At 64.6% G+C, this 14,959-nt stretch carries 16 protein-coding genes; 4 read left to right on the top strand and 12 right to left on the bottom strand.

Annotation, left to right across the window (positions count from 1 at the left end; all coding sequences use genetic code 11):
* Positions 1 to 42 precede the first annotated feature (42 nt).
* From mbfA to ACX3OW_RS03640, 5 genes are all read right to left on the bottom strand, one after another.
* On the bottom strand, positions 43 to 1,023 hold the full coding sequence (gene mbfA, locus ACX3OW_RS03660) for an iron exporter MbfA (protein ID WP_459094378.1): 981 nt from the start codon (positions 1,021 to 1,023) through the stop codon (positions 43 to 45).
* 85 nt (positions 1,024 to 1,108) lie between these two features.
* Positions 1,109 to 1,999 carry an NAD(P)/FAD-dependent oxidoreductase gene (locus ACX3OW_RS03655; RefSeq protein WP_459094377.1) on the bottom strand — a complete coding sequence of 297 codons (891 nt, stop codon included), beginning with the start codon at positions 1,997 to 1,999 and terminating at the stop codon, positions 1,109 to 1,111.
* On the bottom strand, positions 1,992 to 2,441 hold the full coding sequence (locus ACX3OW_RS03650) for an Rrf2 family transcriptional regulator (protein ID WP_459094376.1): 450 nt from the start codon (positions 2,439 to 2,441) through the stop codon (positions 1,992 to 1,994). Before ACX3OW_RS03650 ends, ACX3OW_RS03655 begins: the two co-directional genes overlap by 8 nt.
* A 219-nt stretch (positions 2,442 to 2,660) precedes the next feature.
* Positions 2,661 to 3,785 carry a Gfo/Idh/MocA family protein gene (locus ACX3OW_RS03645; protein ID WP_459094375.1) on the bottom strand — a complete coding sequence of 375 codons (1,125 nt, stop codon included), beginning with the start codon at positions 3,783 to 3,785 and terminating at the stop codon, positions 2,661 to 2,663.
* A gap of 73 nt (positions 3,786 to 3,858) precedes the next feature.
* Positions 3,859 to 4,893, bottom strand: a complete 1,035-nt coding sequence (locus ACX3OW_RS03640) for a DUF2793 domain-containing protein (protein ID WP_459094374.1) — start codon at positions 4,891 to 4,893, stop codon at positions 3,859 to 3,861.
* Between the two features lie 159 nt (positions 4,894 to 5,052).
* On the opposite strand from ACX3OW_RS03640, the gene ACX3OW_RS03635 reads away from it, so the two are divergent.
* Positions 5,053 to 5,604 (top strand): ActR/PrrA/RegA family redox response regulator transcription factor, encoded by a 552-nt coding sequence (locus ACX3OW_RS03635; RefSeq protein WP_459094373.1) that lies wholly within the window; start codon positions 5,053 to 5,055, stop codon positions 5,602 to 5,604.
* A gap of 169 nt (positions 5,605 to 5,773) precedes the next feature.
* Here the strand turns inward: ACX3OW_RS03635 and ACX3OW_RS03630 are convergent, their stop codons facing one another.
* Positions 5,774 to 6,124, bottom strand: a complete 351-nt coding sequence (locus ACX3OW_RS03630; protein ID WP_459094372.1) for a DUF1428 domain-containing protein — start codon at positions 6,122 to 6,124, stop codon at positions 5,774 to 5,776.
* Positions 6,125 to 6,248: 124 nt separating this feature from the next.
* On the opposite strand from ACX3OW_RS03630, the gene ACX3OW_RS03625 reads away from it, so the two are divergent.
* A complete protein-coding gene (locus ACX3OW_RS03625; RefSeq protein ID WP_459094371.1) occupies positions 6,249 to 7,901 on the top strand; it encodes an MBL fold metallo-hydrolase RNA specificity domain-containing protein in 1,653 nt (550 codons plus the stop codon).
* An 18-nt stretch (positions 7,902 to 7,919) separates the two neighbouring features.
* Here the strand turns inward: ACX3OW_RS03625 and ACX3OW_RS03620 are convergent, their stop codons facing one another.
* The 6 genes from ACX3OW_RS03620 to ACX3OW_RS03595 all read right to left on the bottom strand — a co-directional run bounded on the left by ACX3OW_RS03620 (position 7,920) and on the right by ACX3OW_RS03595 (position 12,989).
* Entirely contained in the window at positions 7,920 to 9,065 is a 1,146-nt protein-coding gene (locus ACX3OW_RS03620) for an MFS transporter (protein ID WP_459094370.1), read from the bottom strand.
* Positions 9,062 to 9,523 carry an MmcB family DNA repair protein gene (locus tag ACX3OW_RS03615; protein WP_459094369.1) on the bottom strand — a complete coding sequence of 154 codons (462 nt, stop codon included), beginning with the start codon at positions 9,521 to 9,523 and terminating at the stop codon, positions 9,062 to 9,064. The genes ACX3OW_RS03620 and ACX3OW_RS03615 overlap by 4 nt, the downstream gene beginning before the upstream one ends.
* Before the next feature lie 2 nt (positions 9,524 to 9,525).
* Positions 9,526 to 10,692 carry an MFS transporter gene (locus tag ACX3OW_RS03610; RefSeq protein ID WP_459094368.1) on the bottom strand — a complete coding sequence of 389 codons (1,167 nt, stop codon included), beginning with the start codon at positions 10,690 to 10,692 and terminating at the stop codon, positions 9,526 to 9,528.
* Complete coding sequence (locus ACX3OW_RS03605; protein ID WP_459094367.1) at positions 10,689 to 11,864, bottom strand: MFS transporter; 1,176 nt, start codon at positions 11,862 to 11,864, stop codon at positions 10,689 to 10,691. Before ACX3OW_RS03605 ends, ACX3OW_RS03610 begins: the two co-directional genes overlap by 4 nt.
* 131 nt (positions 11,865 to 11,995) lie before the next feature.
* A complete protein-coding gene (locus ACX3OW_RS03600; protein ID WP_459094366.1) occupies positions 11,996 to 12,550 on the bottom strand; it encodes a hypothetical protein in 555 nt (184 codons plus the stop codon).
* An 85-nt stretch (positions 12,551 to 12,635) separates the two neighbouring features.
* Positions 12,636 to 12,989, bottom strand: a complete 354-nt coding sequence (locus tag ACX3OW_RS03595) for a septal ring lytic transglycosylase RlpA family protein (protein ID WP_459094365.1) — start codon at positions 12,987 to 12,989, stop codon at positions 12,636 to 12,638.
* Positions 12,990 to 13,418: 429 nt separating this feature from the next.
* Between ACX3OW_RS03595 and ACX3OW_RS03590 the strand changes: the two genes are divergently transcribed.
* Together ACX3OW_RS03590 and ACX3OW_RS03585 are read left to right on the top strand one after the other, a co-directional pair.
* Positions 13,419 to 13,790, top strand: coding sequence for a DoxX family protein (locus tag ACX3OW_RS03590; RefSeq protein ID WP_459094364.1), 372 nt, complete (start codon positions 13,419 to 13,421; stop codon positions 13,788 to 13,790).
* A 95-nt stretch (positions 13,791 to 13,885) separates the two neighbouring features.
* Positions 13,886 to 14,959 (top strand): diguanylate cyclase domain-containing protein, encoded by a 1,074-nt coding sequence (locus ACX3OW_RS03585; protein ID WP_459094363.1) that lies wholly within the window; start codon positions 13,886 to 13,888, stop codon positions 14,957 to 14,959.

The raw sequence follows: 14,959 nt of genomic DNA, 5'->3' as shown, positions 1-14,959 counted from the left end.
AGAGTGTAACGCTGAGCGTTATATGACGCAATGCGTCATGGGCTAGGCGTTGCCGATCAGAATGCCGGCGGCGAAGACCAGGGAGCCGCCGAGGACGACTTGCAGCACGGCGCGCCAGAATGGGGTCTGCATATAGCGGTTCTGGATGAAGGCGATAGCCCAGAGCTCGATCAGCACGACGGTGATGGCCAGGGTGGTGGCCATGGTGAAATCATGGATGAGGTAAGGCAGTGCGTGGCCGAGGCCGCCCACGGCGGTCATGATGCCGGCGGCGAGGCCGCGCTTGAGCGGTGAGCCGCGCCCGGTGAGCTTGCCGTCATCGGCGGCGGCTTCGGTGAAGCCCATGGAAATGCCGGCGCCGATGGCAGCAGCGAGGCCGACGAGAAAGGTCTGGTGGGTGTCGCCGGTGGCGAAGGCGGCGGCAAAGACCGGGGCCAAAGTGGAGACCGAGCCATCCATCAAGCCGGCGAGGCCGGGCTGCACATAGGTCAGCACGAATTGGCGGTGCGCCTCGGTTTTTTCGCTGTCGCGGCCGGATTCGCCGAGCACTTCGGCGTCGATCCGGTCGGCGGCGGCGGCATGCTGGCGCTCGGCGCGGGCCAGATCGCCGAGCAGCTTGCGGGTGCCGGCATCGCTCACCTGCCTGGCCGCCTCGAGATAGAAGCGATAGGCGCCCTCCTCCATTTCCCAGACCTGCTGGCGCACGGCTTCGAGGGTCAGCGTCTGCATCAGCCAGAGCGGCTTGCGGGTGAGGAAGCCGCGCACATGTTCGCGGCGGATGGGCACCAGGCGCGGGCCGAAGCGCTCGACATAGAGATCGAGAAGACGGCGACGATGCTCATCCTCCTCGGCGGCCATGGCCTCGAACAAAGCCGCCGAGCCGGGATAGGTCTCGGCGAGGCGGGTGGCGAATTCGGAATAGATGCGGCCATCTTCCTCCTCGGCCGCCACGGCAAGCGAGAGAATTTCGCGCTCGGACAGGGTGGTAAATGCGCGGCGATTGTCGGGGCGGAGCGAGAACATGGATGGCCATAAGTTAGAATGGTTCTAAACAATGATTAGAACCATTCTAAGGTTGTGGCAAGTGGCGCCGTCGGTTGCGTGGCCCTCAAACCAGCATGGATTGCTGCGCAAAAATGGCGGCCATGGCGCCGCTGGAGCTCGCGAGGGTGACGCTGGCCATCGGGTTGGCGAGGTCGCCGGCGGCATAGATGCCGGGGACGGAGGTCTGGCGGCGATCGTCAATTTTGAGGACGCGGCCCATGGGGTGCTCCAGCGTTTCGAGGCCGAGGGCTTCATGCAGGCTGGAGGACGGGCGAGTGCGCGGATGAGCGAACAGCACATCAACGGCGATGCGCTGACCGGTGTCGAGATCGACAGTGGCGATCTGGCCGTCCACATGGCTGATGGCGACGATCTTGCCTTCGATGAGCGGTACCTGGCGGCGGGCCAGCTCGGCGCGCGCGTCGGCGGAGATTTCGTGGCCATCGGCAAACAGGGTCAGCCGGTCGGTCCAATCATGGAATAGCGAGACGGCATGCAGCGAATGCTCGCCGGACCAGACGAGGCCCCAATGCTGGCTCGCCACTTCAAAGCCGTCGCAATAGGGACAGGGCACTACCGACTTGCCCCAGGATTCGGCAAAGCCGGGAATGGCGGGGAATTGGTCGGTGACGCCATAGCTGAGCAGCAGGCGACGGGCCTGATGGGTGGCTCCATCCTCGGTGGTGACGCTGAAATTGTCGATGGCGCCGCTGACGGCGTCGGCGCGGGCATTGACCAGTTTCACCGTCGGATAGCGCGCCAGTTGCTGGCGGGCGGCGCCAAGAATGTCGCCGGGCGCTTTGTGATCGTGGCCGAGCAGGCCATGCGAATGGGCGGCGAAGCGATTACGCGGCAGGCCGGTGTCGAGCACCGTGACCTGACGGCGGGCGCGGCCGAGCTGCAGCGCGCCGGCCAGGCCGGCAAAGCTGCCGCCAATGATGAGGACGTCATCCATGATGGTGGGCTCCGGGATGGAGGGGATGGGGGGTGGCCTGGGCGGCGATATCGGCCAGCGACACCGTGGCGAGGCGGGCGGCGAGCAGGGCTTCGGCATCGGCGATGACCTCGCCCATCACGGCATTGACGCTGCGGACAATGCCGCAGCCAACATCGCCGGGATCGCTCTCGGTGCGGATCAGCAGGTTTTCGCCCATGGCGGTATAGACGGCGTAGAGGCTGATTTCCCTGGCGGGCAGCAGCAGGCGCCAGCCGCCCTCATGTCCCTTGGTGGAGGCGACGAAGCCGGCCTCGCGCAATTGGCCCAGCACGCGACGCACGACGACCGGATTGGTCATCAGGCACTGGGCCAGGGTGGTGGAGGTCATGGCCTGGTCGGGCTGCTTGTGCAGATGGACCAGGGCATGCAAAGCGAGCGAGAGGCGGCTGGAACGTTTCATGTAACTTACATTGTTACATTGAGGAGTGGAGTCAAGCGCGTGGTGGATTTTTGTTGGTGGTTGGGCGGAGGGCGTTTGAGCGCCGCAACCTTGGGGTCGGCGCCCCCTCCCCCTTGAGGGGAGGGTTGGGGAGGGGGTGGTTTGGTGGGTCACTGATGGACCCCCACCCCCGGCCCCTCCCCTCAAGGGGGAGGGGAGGGACGATGGCGAGTTCTGCTGTCAGATCCGCCCGTCTTTCAACGACGCCGCCAGTGGTGCTGGCCGTTCGACCGGGGTCTTGATCTCGATGGTGCGACCTTCGCGGGAGGCGGTGGCAAAGGCCTCCATAACTTCGAGGACGTGCAGGGCCAAATCCCCATTGGCGCGGTGGGGGCGGTTGTCGAGGATGCCCATGGCCATGTCGGCGACGCCGAGCGAGCGGTAATTGCCATTGGCATAGGCCTGGGTGACCGGAATTTTGGTCCAGACCGCATCCTTGCCGCGCTGGCGGATTTCGACATCGCCGCCAAAGAAATTGGGATCGGGAACGATCAGGCTGGCCTCGGTGCCATAGAGTTCGAGCGGCACATGCTTGTGTGCGGCGACGTCGAAGCTGAGGCCGACCTGCACGATGGCGCCATTGGCAAAGCCGAGCGAGGCGGTGACATGGGTGTCAACTTTGACATCAATGATCTGGCCCTGCTTGAGCTCGGACAGCACCGGACGTTGCGCCCGCAGGCGCGAGCCCATGGCAGAGACGCGGGCAACGGGGCCGAGCAGATTGACCAGATCGGTGATGTAATACGGCCCCATATCGAGCACCGGACCACCGCCGATATCGTAATAAAACGCTGGATCGGGGTGCCAGGCTTCGTGGCCGGGGCACTGGAAAAAGGCGGTGCCGCCGACCAGTTGACCGAGTGCGCCGCTATCGACCACGGCGCGGGCCTGCTGGTGCGACCCGCCGAGGAAAGTGTCGGGGGCCGAGCCAATGCGCAGGCCGGCCTTGTTGGCGGCGTCGAGCAAGGTTTTGCCCTCGGCGAAGCTGATGCCGAGCGGCTTTTCGGAATAGACATGCTTGCCAGCGGCCAGCACTTTGAGACCGACCTCGACATGGGCGCGCGGGATCGTGAGATTGACCACCAACTGGATCTCGGGGCTGGCCAGCATTTCGTCGATGCTCATCGCCGTGAGGCCGAATTCGGCGGCGCGGGCCTCGGAGGCTTCGGGGCGCATATCGGCCAGGCCCTTGATATCGAGCACCGGAAAACCGGCCATATTTTCGTGGCCGGTGATGGCCCGCAGATAGGCCGATGAAATATTGCCGGTGCCGATGAAGCCGACACCGAGGCGCTTGGTGGTCATTTGCGTGCATCCTCCCTGACGTACGTACGGCAGGCTATCGGGGAGACGCAGCCCACGCCAGACGGAGCATGAATTATTTGGCGCGCGCAGCCTGGGCTTCCAGCGCTGCCACGCGCCGTGCCAGTTCCTGCATCCCCGCAATCAGCGGGGCGATGAAAGCGTCGTAGCGCAGGCCCTGTTCGCTGGCGGGATCGGCGGGGTCAGCCAGGATGTGGCCGGCGAAGTCATGGGTGCCGAGCGCGGCCTGCACCTGCTGGGCGATGAGACCGTAATGGGTGCGCTGGCCATCGGCCCAGCGATATTTGACCGGGGTCAGCGCGCAGATGAAATCAAGGCCGAGATCGCTGGGCGCGATGTCGGTTTTCTGGCGGGCATCCGAGGTCTGGATGGTGCCGGTGGCCGACCAGATGGCGGACCAGCGCGCGCCGGCAGCACCCAGGGTAATGGCATTGTCGGTGGCCGGTTGCAGGCTGGCCGCGATAGTCGTGACGCCGGTGCCGGCATTGACGGTGAGCGCATTGATCCAACTGGCCCCATCGGGACTGACCTTGAGCCGCCAGTGATCGTCGCCGGCCAGCCCCATTTCGGCGCGGCCGGACCAGTTGCTCTGATAGAGCAGGCTGGCGGTATCGCCGGGCGCGGCCTTGTTGAGCTTGAGCTGGTGGCCATTGCCGACATGGGTGAACAGCGTCGCGGCGGCCGCCACGGCCAGCCGGTTGGTGGCGTCGGCGCTGGTATTGACCCCCAATTGCGGCAGGCCGGAGCCGAGCGAGGCCAGCGGCACCCAGGCACCGGCATCGAACACATATTGAGTGCGTTCGGCCTTCACATAAAGCTGCCAGCCGGACGCGGGATCGTGGAAGCTCCAGACGCCGGAGCGGAAGGCGGCGATTTCATCGGCATGGCCGGCCCAGACGCCAGTGGCGGCTTGCGGCACCAAATAGGTCTCGCCCTCAAGCGGCGTGGTGGGCGGCGCAAGGACGCTGCGGCTTTCGACGACGGGCTGCACCAGCGCGTCGAGCGCCTGGATGGCTTCGTTATGGGTGATGTGCTTTTGCGCCTGGCTGGGCATGATGAAGGGCAGTGACAGGCGGGGCGTGTGGTCCATGAGGGTCTCCTTGTGCGGGAGAGTCTAGGGCCAGGAACGGGGGTGGGGATAAAGCGGTCCGCCCGGTCGAATATCGACTGCAGGCATGCCAGCAAGCGGCTGGCACTAAATCTCTATCAAGATTTTGACGTTTCAGCGCAAAACCCCTAAATGACACGCATGAGCACGATCGAAGATCTCCTGGCGACCGACCCCAGCCTGCTGCTTGTCGATGACGACGCGGCGTTTTTGCAGCGCCTTGAACGCGCCATGGTGCGGCGGGGGTTCGATGTCCGCATTGCCGGATCGGTGGCCGAAGGGCTGGCGGCGGTCAATGACAAGCCGCCCGCCTACGCCGTGGTCGATCTGCGGCTCGAGGACGGCAACGGGCTCGAAGTGGTCTCGGCGCTGCATATCAAGCGCCCCGATGCCCGCGCCGTGGTGCTGACCGGCTATGGCAATATCGCCACCGCCGTCACCGCGGTGAAGCTGGGGGCGGTGGATTACCTCAGCAAGCCCGCCGATGCCGATGATGTGATCAACGCGCTATTGGCCACCGGCGAGGACAAGCCGGAGCCGCCGGAAAATCCGATGTCGGCCGACCGGGTGCGCTGGGAGCATATCCAGCGGGTGTATGAATTATGCGACCGCAACGTCTCCGAGACGGCGCGGCGGCTCAATATGCATCGGCGCACGCTGCAGCGAATCCTGGCCAAGCGCGCGCCGCGCTAGGGCTAGCGCTGCCGATGCAGTCCAAAAACGCGGTGTCATCCCGGCCTTGAGCCGGGATCCATCCTGAGATGGGTGATGCGGCGATATCTCAGGATGGGCCCCGGCTCAAGGCCGGGGTGACATCGGGGGTGGAGTGAGATGTATGGCTCACAATGCCCCCTGAAAGTTGCTAGCTCACCGACATCAGCGTTTCAAACCCGCCATAAATCATGCGGGCACCGTCATAGGGCAGCACCATGGCGCCCATGGCGGGGTCCTCCATCATCTTTTTGCCCACCGCGTCGCGGGTGGCCTTGTCGGGATATTCGATCCAGGAAAACACGATCACCTCGCCTGGCTTGGCCTGCACGGCGCGCTGGAAATCAGTGAGTTTGCCGGCGGGGACGTCAGTGCCCCAGTTTTCCACCACGCGGGTGGCGCCCCATTGGCGGAACAGTGCGGCCGCCTCGCTGGCTTGCTTGATGTAAGCCTGCTTGTTGGCGGCCGGCACGGCGATGACGAAGCCATCAATATAGGTCATAGCGAGTCTCCTCAGGTTCAGTCGAACAACGCGCCGCCGACAGGCGGGGTTGCCACTGTTCGCTCGACAACGACGAATGGCTGGGGCTTACTTCGACAGCATCGGAAAAAACGGAGTTCGCCCTATGGCCGTCACCCTGCATTTCCACGGCGCGGCAGGCACCGTTACCGGCTCCTGCTATCGGGTGGTCCATCCCGGCGGCCAGTTCCTGGTCGATTGCGGCTTGTTCCAGGGCAATAAATCGGTCCGCGACCTCAATCTCAAGCCGACGCCCTTCGATCCCAAGGCCATCGCCTTCCTGCTGCTCACCCATGCCCATATCGACCATGCCGGGCTGCTGCCCAAGCTCTATCGGGAGGGCTGGCGCGGGCCGATGTGGATGACCGAGCCGACGGCGGGGCTGCTGGAATATCTGCTGCCCGACAGCGCCGGCATTCAGGAAAGCGAAGCGGAGCGCGAAACCAAAAAGCATAATCGGCGCGGCGATGAGCCGGCGCAGCCGCTGTATATGATGGAAGACGCCGACGAGGCGCTGAAACACCGCCAGACCTGCCGCTATGGCGAATGGATCACTCCGGGGCCGGGGGTGCGGGCGCGCTATTGGAATGCCGGCCATATCATCGGTTCGGCCTCGATCGAGGTCGAGGTGCAGGATGGCGACAAGACCATCCGCCTGATGTTCTCCGGCGATATCGGGCCGGACGAGAAGGTGTTTTATAACGAGCCGGAAGGCCCGGCGGGCTTTGACTACATCCTCTGCGAAAGCACCTATGGCGGGCGCGAGCGGGTGGATTATACGCTGGCCCAGCGCCGCGAGGCGCTCAAGACCGAGATCAATACCGCGCTGGCGCGGGGCGGCAATCTGGTGATCCCGGCCTTTGCCGTCGAGCGCAGCCAGGAGTTGCTGCATGATATCGGCTATCTGATCAAAACCGGCGAGATCGACCCGCGACTGGTGTTTCTCGACAGCCCGCTCGCCAGCAAGGTCACCGGCGTCTATCGCAAATATGCCAAGATGTTCGATGACGTCGAACTGGGCGCCGACGAGTTGTTCAACGACCCGCGCTTCCGCATCATCGAGGCGGTGGAGGAATCCAAGGCGATCAATAACATCCGGGGTGGCGCCATCATCATGTCGGCCTCGGGCATGTGCGATGCCGGACGCATCAAGCACCATCTGCGCAACAATCTGATCCGCGCCAATGCCACGGTGCTGTTTGTCGGCTATCAGGCGCCGGGCACGCTGGGGCAGGTGATTTTGAGCGGGGCCAAGGAAGCGCGCATCCACGGCACGCTGGTGCCGATCCGCGCCACCATCCGCTCGATGGGCAATTATTCGGCCCATGCCGATCATTCCGAGCTGATGGCCTGGATCAAGGCGCGGCTGCCGGCGCATGGGGCGATTTTCCTCACCCATGGCGAGGATGAGGAACGCACGGCGTTGCGCAATGCGATCATGGCGACGGGCATTGCCGGCGATCAGGTGATCCTGCCGCTGCTTGACGATTATTTCGAACTGACGGCGGCAGGCATTGCCGCACGGTCGCAAACGGCGACGCCGCGCATCGATCCGGTGCAGGTGCATTCCGACTGGCACAATGCGTTTTCCGATTTCACCATTCGCCTGAGCCAGCGGCTGCAGGCGGGGAGCGATGCGGAAAAACTGGCGCTGATGCAGGCGCTGCAGCAGGAGCTGTCCGAGCTGGGCGCGGCCCCCTCCCCGGCGCATCGACCGACGCCGATCACCCCGGTGGAGACGCAGAGCGTGGATGAATAGGGCGGACGAACGGCGCTGCTAAGGCGTTTTAGGCGCCAGCACCCCGGCCATGGCCCAGCCCAGGGCCAGCAAAGGAAGCAGCATGCCGAAGGCGAAGCGGATGCCGTAATTTTGCGCCACGGCCCCGATCAGCAGCGGCGCGCCCAGGCTGATGATCTGCACGACCAGCGTCATGGCAGCGACATTCTCCGCCGCCGGACGGTCGCCAATGCCGGCGGCGCCGGACAGCATCAGCGGATAGAGCACGCAGATGCCGAGGCCGACGAGGCCAAAGCCGAGCAACGCCATGACTGCATTGGGTGAAAACACCACGGCGCAGAGCCCGACAAAGGCAATGGCCGACATGATGCGCGCCACGCGCACCGGCCCGAAGCGGTCAATCTGCCGGTCGGCCAGCAGCCGCCCGATGGCCATGGTGGCGAGCAGCGCCGGCAGGGCCAGCGATTCCACCCAGGCGGGCACGATGAAACTGTCGCGCAGGAAAATGATCGACCAGGAGCGCGCGGCGCCTTCCAGCAGTTCGCCGCCCAGCCCGAACCCCACCAGCGCCAGCGTCATCAGCGTCGGCCAGGCCAGCCGGGGCCTTGTGCTGCGCCGGCTATGGGCGCGTTCGGGAGCATCGCGCATCGGCAGCACGATCAGCAGCATGGCGCCCAGCACTAGCGGCGCGGCCAGCCCCAGATGCCATGCTGCTGACAGGCCAAGCCCGCGAATCGGCGAGCCGAGCAGCGCAACGCCGAGAAAGCCGATGCTCCAGGCGCCATGGCAGGTATTCATCACCCGGCGGCCGCTGGCCGCCTCGATGCGGTCGGCCTCGACATTCATGGCGATATTGGTGACGGCGCTGCCGACGCCCATGACGAAAAACAGCGCGGCCATGGCCCAGAAATTCGGCGCTACGGCGATGGCGGCGGCGGCAAGGGTCTGAATCGGCAAGAAAATCAGCACGGTGCGGCGCGGCCCGAAGCGCTCGATGATCCAGCTGGAAAACAGAAACACCGACAAGGCGCCGGCGGGCAGACCCATGAGGGCCATGCCCAGCTGCGCATCATTGAGGCCGAGCGCCACCTGCACATCGGGGATGCGGGTCTGGATGGCGCCCATGCCGAGCGCCTGCAGCACGAAGACGGCGATGATGCGCCAGCGATCGGGGTCTGAACTCACTTGGGGCCGGGGTCCATCAACACATGAATACGGTCGGCGCCGAGCCGGGCCAGTTTGAGCATCAGCGCCTTGCGCCGGGCCGGGGCCAGCGGGGTGTCGGGGCTGTCGCGTAAAATCGCGCCGTCATGGCCGTCGGCGACGATCAGGCCCTCACTCTCGGGGAAAATCTCGGCGTCGAGTTCAGGCGGCTTGGCGAAGAAGAATTTATCGGAAAATTCGCGGTATTCCGGCCATTTTCGGTCGACCTGAAAGTCGATCAGGCTGGATTTGATCTCGATGATCCAGATTTCGCCCTTGGGCCCCACGGCCAGCACATCGGCCCGCCGACCATTGGCCAAGCCCACTTCGGCGTAGCAGGCCATGTCGTGCCGCTCGCGCAGCATACGCATCACCCCGCGCTGCACGCGCAGCGCGGTGGCCGATTGGCGGAGATCGACGATGGGCGGCAGCTCGGCCATGACTACTCCGCAGCGATGGGCGTCGGCGCTTTCTTGTTATCCAGCGCGTAATAGCTGGCCACCAGCCCGGCCAGAAGCAGCGGCAGGCAGATCAGATACGACATGCGGATGCCCAGATATTCGGCGACGAAGCCGAGCAAAGGCGGCGCCAGGAAAAACACCACAAAGCTGACCTGCCCCAGCGCCGCGACATTGACGGCGGCGGGCCGGTCAGTGCGCTGCGCGGCGGCCGAGACGGCGATCGGATAGACCGCCGAACAGCCCAGCCCCATCAGGGCAAAGCCGATCAGGGCGGCGTTCTGCTCGGGGGCGACGCCCACCAGCAGCGCGCCCATGCCGGCCAGCGCCAGCAGCACGATGGCCACATTGCGCGGGCCATAGCGGCTGACCAGCGGATCGGCGGTGAGCCGCATCGCCGCCATGAAGAAGGCGAACAGGGTCAGCCCCATGCCGCCGATCAGCGGGGTGCTGTCAAAGACGTTGCGCATATAGATGGCCGACCAATCGATGCCGGCCCCTTCCACGAGGAAGGCGGCAAAGCCAATCAGGCAGAGCGGCAACAGCCCCAGATTGGGGAAGGCGATGGCGTGGCCGCTAGTCTCGACAAAGCCGGCCGGCTTGGGCGCCGGCTGCATGTTCCACAACATGACCACGGCAATCAGCAGCACGGCCAGCGCCAGCAGGCCCAGATGCCAGGCCGGGGTCAGCCCCGACTGGCGGATCATGGCGCCGAACAGAGCGGTGACGAAAAAGCCGACACTCCAGAAGCCATGGGCGCGGTTCATGTAGCGCTTGCCGGTATGGGTTTCGAGCCGGTCGAGCTGCACATTGAGGTTGATCTCGAAGGCGCCACCGAGAAAGCCGGTGAAGAACAGCGCCACGAACATGCCGATGGGCGAGCTCATCCAGGGGATCGAGGCCAGCAGCAGCGCCGGGCCGAGCACGGTGACAAAGGCAGTGGTGCGCGGGCCGATGCGTTCGACCACCGGCGCGCCCAGCGTCAGCGAAATCAGCGAGCCGATGGCCATGCCAATCATGGTCAGGCCGAGCTGGCTTTCGCTGAGGGCGAAATGGGTCTGCAAATCAGGCAGGCGTGCCATCACCCCGCCGGTCATGATGGCGTAGAGGAAGAAGCAGGCGTAGATGCGGTATTGCGGGGCGATTTTCATTCAGCAGCCATGGCCTTGGAGGCGCGATGCGCGCCCAGTCTATTGGTGAACAGCAATGCGATCAGCACCAGCGGAATGCCGATGCCGAAGGCCCAGCGGATGCCGAAATGCTCGGCGACATAGCCCAGCAGCGGCGGTCCCAAGAGGAACGACACAAAGGAAATCTGTGCCAGCGCCGCGACGTTGACCGCAGCCGGGCGGTCGGTGCGCTGTGCGGCGGCCGACATGGCCAGCGGAAACAGCGCGCTGCTGCCGACGCCCAGCATGGCCAGCCCGATATAGGCCAGCAACTGGGTCTGGGCGAAGAATACCAGCACGGCCCCGGCGCCCAGGATGGCCAATAGCGCCCGCGCCACCAATGCGGGGCTCCAGCGCTCGACGAAACTATCGGCGAAAAACCGGGTGACGGCCTGCGCCCCGGCGCCCAGCGCCACGGCAAAGCCGGCCCAGAACGGGGTGGCGACGAATTCCTTGGTCATATAGATCGCCGACCAGTCGATGCCGGCGCCTTCGAGGATCATGGCGGGCATGCACATCATCACCAGCATCATGATCGCCAGAGTCGGCCGGGCAAAGCGCGGGGAATCCGCGGCGCTGCCGCCACTGCGATGCTCGGCGGGCTGGAAGCGACCCAGCACCACCACAGTGGCTATGGCGATCAGCGGGATCATCAGCGCCAGATGGATTTGCGGCGACAGCCCGGTGGCGGCGATAAACGACCCCACCATGCCGGCGGCAAAGAAGCCGAAGCTCCAGAAAGCATGGGCGCGGTTCATGATGCGACGACCGATGGCGTGCTCCACCCGGTCGGCTTCGAGATTGATGATCAGCTCGATGCAGCCAATGGTGATGCCCACCGGCATCAACAGCAGGAAGAAGGTCAGCGGCGACGGCGCCCAGACGGCGATGGCGTAAAACAGCGCGAGCAGCGGCAAAGCGGTCAGCAGCGTGCGGCGATAGCCAATACGCTCGATGATCGGGCCGGCAAAGGTCAGCGAGATCAGCGTTCCCAGCGCGGCGCCAACCAGCGCCAGGCCCAGCGCGCCTTCACCAACGCCCATGGCGCCCTGAATCGCGGGCAGGCGGGGATACAGGCTGCCCATGCAAAAGGAATAAATGAAAAACGCCCCGAACACCTTGATCTGGGGCGGCAGGTCGATGCCGAACTTCATGGCTGAAACTACTCGCGAAATCAGTGGCCAGAAGCTAGGCGAAATCTGGCCGGGGGGAAAGCGCCAGTGGAAACGTTTTCGTCAGATTTTTGCAACGTTGCAAATATGCGGCAATAGCCGGACCTCGCGGCTCAGCCGGCCTGCAGATAGGTCTCGTCGCGCACCACCTGGGTGCCGCTCAGCGGATGGCGCAGGATTTCGAGCCGGCGAAACTGGCCGCCGGAGCGGGTTTCGGCGGCGCGCTGCGGGGCGGTGACGCGATCGCGGCGGTCAGGACCAAAGTAGCCCGGCGTTTCGTAATAGATCAGGCTTTGTCCGACTTGCCGATTGAGGCGCTCGGCGACGCTGTCGCGGGTGAATGGCAGGGTGATGACATCATCAAAGCCCAGATTGATGCAGCGATTGATGCTCTCGACCGAAGGACTGTCGGCAAAATACAGCAGCGGCGAGAAGCGGATGCGACGACTGGGGCAGAAGCGGATCGCCTCGGCGGCGGGGCGCAGCGCCTCGATATCGGGCACGGCGGCGAACAGGAAGAAACATAGCGGCGTCTGGCTGGCCTGTCGTTCGGCCTCGGCCACCCCGGCATAGGGCAGCACCGCCGCAAAACCGAGGCGGCGCGCCAGATCGATCAATGCGGCGCCCGGCCCATCCAGCGGCCCGACGACATAGGCGGCTGCCTGCATGCCCTGCCACTCCCAGTCCCGCCGCGCATGCTAGAGGCGGAATGCTAAGGGACGGCTAACGGCAGGGCATGGAGGCTGTCGGAGCTCAGTTCTGGCTGATGCAGACCGAAGTGGTGCCGCGATTGCGGAAGCCCAGCTTGGTGGCGGCAGCCTTGGACAGGTCAATGATGCGCTTGCCATGGAACGGGCCGCGATCATTGATGACGACGTCGATCTCGGCACCGGTGCGCTGGTCGGTGACGCGGACCTTGGTACCGAAGGGAAGGGAACGATGCGCCGCGGTCATGGCGTTTTCGTTGAAGATTTCTCCTGAGGCGGACTGCTTCCCGTTGAAACCGGGACCGTACCAGGAGGCACCGCCGCATTGGGCATAGGCTGCAGTGGAGAAGGAGAGCAGAGCTGCAGCAATGACAGCGGCGGAAACAACTTTTCTAATCAAACTATCGGACTCACATCAGTTAAGGTGAGCGCTGATTAGGGGCGGCGGCTGGCCACAATAAGCCCATATTGACTGCATCTGGCCCGGTTACGGCAGGTGTTGCCCATATGTCGCAGAAATTTGGACAGCATTGCTGTGCTGTTGGCGGCGTTACTGGGTGAAGTGGAGAAAATGAATCCGTCAAGCCGCGCTCTCGCGGATTCAGTCGCGGCCCAAATCCCGGACTCGCGGATTCAGCTTGCGCGCTGTGGCCATGATGTCACGGTTCCCGCTCAATTGCCCGAAATCGACCGGCCGGCGCAGTTTTCCACCGCCCTTCCCGGCCCAATCGGCGCGGTTTAAGTCAATTATGGCAGGATTGTGCGGCGATTCCGGCTTCAACCGCCGGGGTCGATCCGCTACGCAAGAGCGGTCTTGGGAGAGAGAATCATGACCATCGCCGCCACGCTGATGCTGGTTGGACGCCTTGTCTTCGGCCTGTTCTTCATCATTGCCGCCTTCCGCAACACCATCCATTTCAAGGAGCGCATTCCGTCACCCACCAATTATGGCTGGGCCATGCCGCCGGCGCTGGTGGCGGGCGGTTTCGCCATGCAGTGGATCGGCGGGCTATCGCTGCTGCTGGGGTTTTATCCGGTGCTCGGGGCGCTGGTGCTGATTGCCTTCCTGGTGCTGGCCACCGCCGGCTACCACAATCTGTTCATGTTCAAGGGCAAGGAACGTGATCCCCATCTCTATCTGGTGCTGGTCAACATCACCCTGGTGGGCGGGCTGCTGCTGGTGATTGCCGACAATTTGTAAGCGAATAAGTGTGGCATCAGTCGGCAATTGTGGCGGCGCGATAACACTTTTCCAAGAACTTCCGGGGCAGACTTGCCGCGCTTAGGACGCAGGCAATGTTGTTTCAATCGACGGATCGTTCCGCCATGCCGCCTGACAGGGGGGCGATGTCGGACGAACATAACGGAATCAAGCGCATAGGTCGGCTGGTGCTGCTGTGCGTCGGCGTCCTGGTCGTGTCCTCGATTCTGCTGACCGGCACCGCTTTGCAGGCCATGTACAGCATCGATCAGGCCAATCTGGATGCCGAACGGCAGCGCGCCGCCAATGCCATCGACATCATCTCCGAGGAGATGGGGCCGCTGACCGCTGATAGCGTGGCGCTGCTGGGCCGGATCGCCGGGCTGCGCAATGCCCATCTATCCACCGAAGTCAGCACCGACCCATCGGAGCGGCAGATTCCACTGATGGAAGGCGAAGGCGCTTCGGGGAATTTGCTCACCTGGACCCGCAGCGCCACCGGCAACACCCTGCTGCGTAAATTCGCGCCGATCCGCATCCCGATCATTGCCGGCATGGTGCTGCTGATGCTGGGGCTGCTGATCCGGCTACGCCATCTGGTGACCGATATCGAGCGCCAGCGTCGGCTGGCGCATCGCCAGTCGCGCAGCGATGTGGTGACCGGGCTGGCCAATCGGCTAGCCTTCGAGACGTCGCTGACCGAGTGTGCGGCCGGCGACGCGCCCTTTGCCGTGCTGCTGTTCGACCTCGACCGCTTCAAGGCCATCAATGACGCCTTCGGCCATGCCGCCGGCGACGATGTGCTGCGCATTGTCGGGGCGCGGCTGTCGGCCCTGCTGGGCCCGGGCGATCTGCTGGCCCGGCTCGGTGGCGATGAATTCGTGCTGCTCAGCGCCAGCCGTACCGAGCGCGCGGCGCTGGAGCAACTGGCGCGCGACTGCATTGCCGCCATCGAAGCGCCGGTGCAGCTGGTTGGCCGCGCCATCTGGGTCGGCATGAGTCTGGGCATCGTTGCGTCGACGGCGCCGCATCGGGGCGCGCTAGATCTGGTGGCGCAGGCCGACGCAGCGCTCTATCGCGCCAAAGCCAAGCGGGGCAGCGGCTTTTGCTTTGCCGGTGACCCGGTGGATATCGCCGCGCCCAAGCCTCTGCTGCGGCGGCCGGCCTAG

Source organism: Devosia sp. A449, assembly GCF_054489375.1.
The sequence above is the reverse complement of the archived record's forward strand: the minus strand, read 5'-3'. Positions and strand labels throughout refer to the sequence as shown.

Excerpts from the sequence above, each read along its gene's own strand:
- ACX3OW_RS03600 (WP_459094366.1), bottom strand. The coding sequence starts at position 12,550 with ATGCAGGCAGCCGCCTATGTCGTCGGGCCGCTGGATGGGCCGGGCGCC.
- mbfA (WP_459094378.1), bottom strand. The coding sequence starts at position 1,023 with ATGTTCTCGCTCCGCCCCGACAATCGCCGCGCATTTACCACCCTGTCC.
- ACX3OW_RS03630 (WP_459094372.1), bottom strand. The coding sequence starts at position 6,124 with ATGACCTATATTGATGGCTTCGTCATCGCCGTGCCGGCCGCCAACAAG.
- ACX3OW_RS03650 (WP_459094376.1), bottom strand. The coding sequence starts at position 2,441 with ATGAAACGTTCCAGCCGCCTCTCGCTCGCTTTGCATGCCCTGGTCCAT.
- ACX3OW_RS03645 (WP_459094375.1), bottom strand. The coding sequence starts at position 3,785 with ATGACCACCAAGCGCCTCGGTGTCGGCTTCATCGGCACCGGCAATATT.
- ACX3OW_RS03625 (WP_459094371.1), top strand. The coding sequence starts at position 6,249 with ATGGCCGTCACCCTGCATTTCCACGGCGCGGCAGGCACCGTTACCGGC.
- ACX3OW_RS03605 (WP_459094367.1), bottom strand. The coding sequence starts at position 11,864 with ATGAAGTTCGGCATCGACCTGCCGCCCCAGATCAAGGTGTTCGGGGCG.
- ACX3OW_RS03585 (WP_459094363.1), top strand. The coding sequence starts at position 13,886 with ATGTTGTTTCAATCGACGGATCGTTCCGCCATGCCGCCTGACAGGGGG.
- ACX3OW_RS03610 (WP_459094368.1), bottom strand. The coding sequence starts at position 10,692 with ATGAAAATCGCCCCGCAATACCGCATCTACGCCTGCTTCTTCCTCTAC.
- ACX3OW_RS03635 (WP_459094373.1), top strand. The coding sequence starts at position 5,053 with ATGAGCACGATCGAAGATCTCCTGGCGACCGACCCCAGCCTGCTGCTT.
- ACX3OW_RS03640 (WP_459094374.1), bottom strand. The coding sequence starts at position 4,893 with ATGGACCACACGCCCCGCCTGTCACTGCCCTTCATCATGCCCAGCCAG.
- ACX3OW_RS03655 (WP_459094377.1), bottom strand. The coding sequence starts at position 1,999 with ATGGATGACGTCCTCATCATTGGCGGCAGCTTTGCCGGCCTGGCCGGC.
- ACX3OW_RS03615 (WP_459094369.1), bottom strand. The coding sequence starts at position 9,523 with ATGGCCGAGCTGCCGCCCATCGTCGATCTCCGCCAATCGGCCACCGCG.
- ACX3OW_RS03590 (WP_459094364.1), top strand. The coding sequence starts at position 13,419 with ATGACCATCGCCGCCACGCTGATGCTGGTTGGACGCCTTGTCTTCGGC.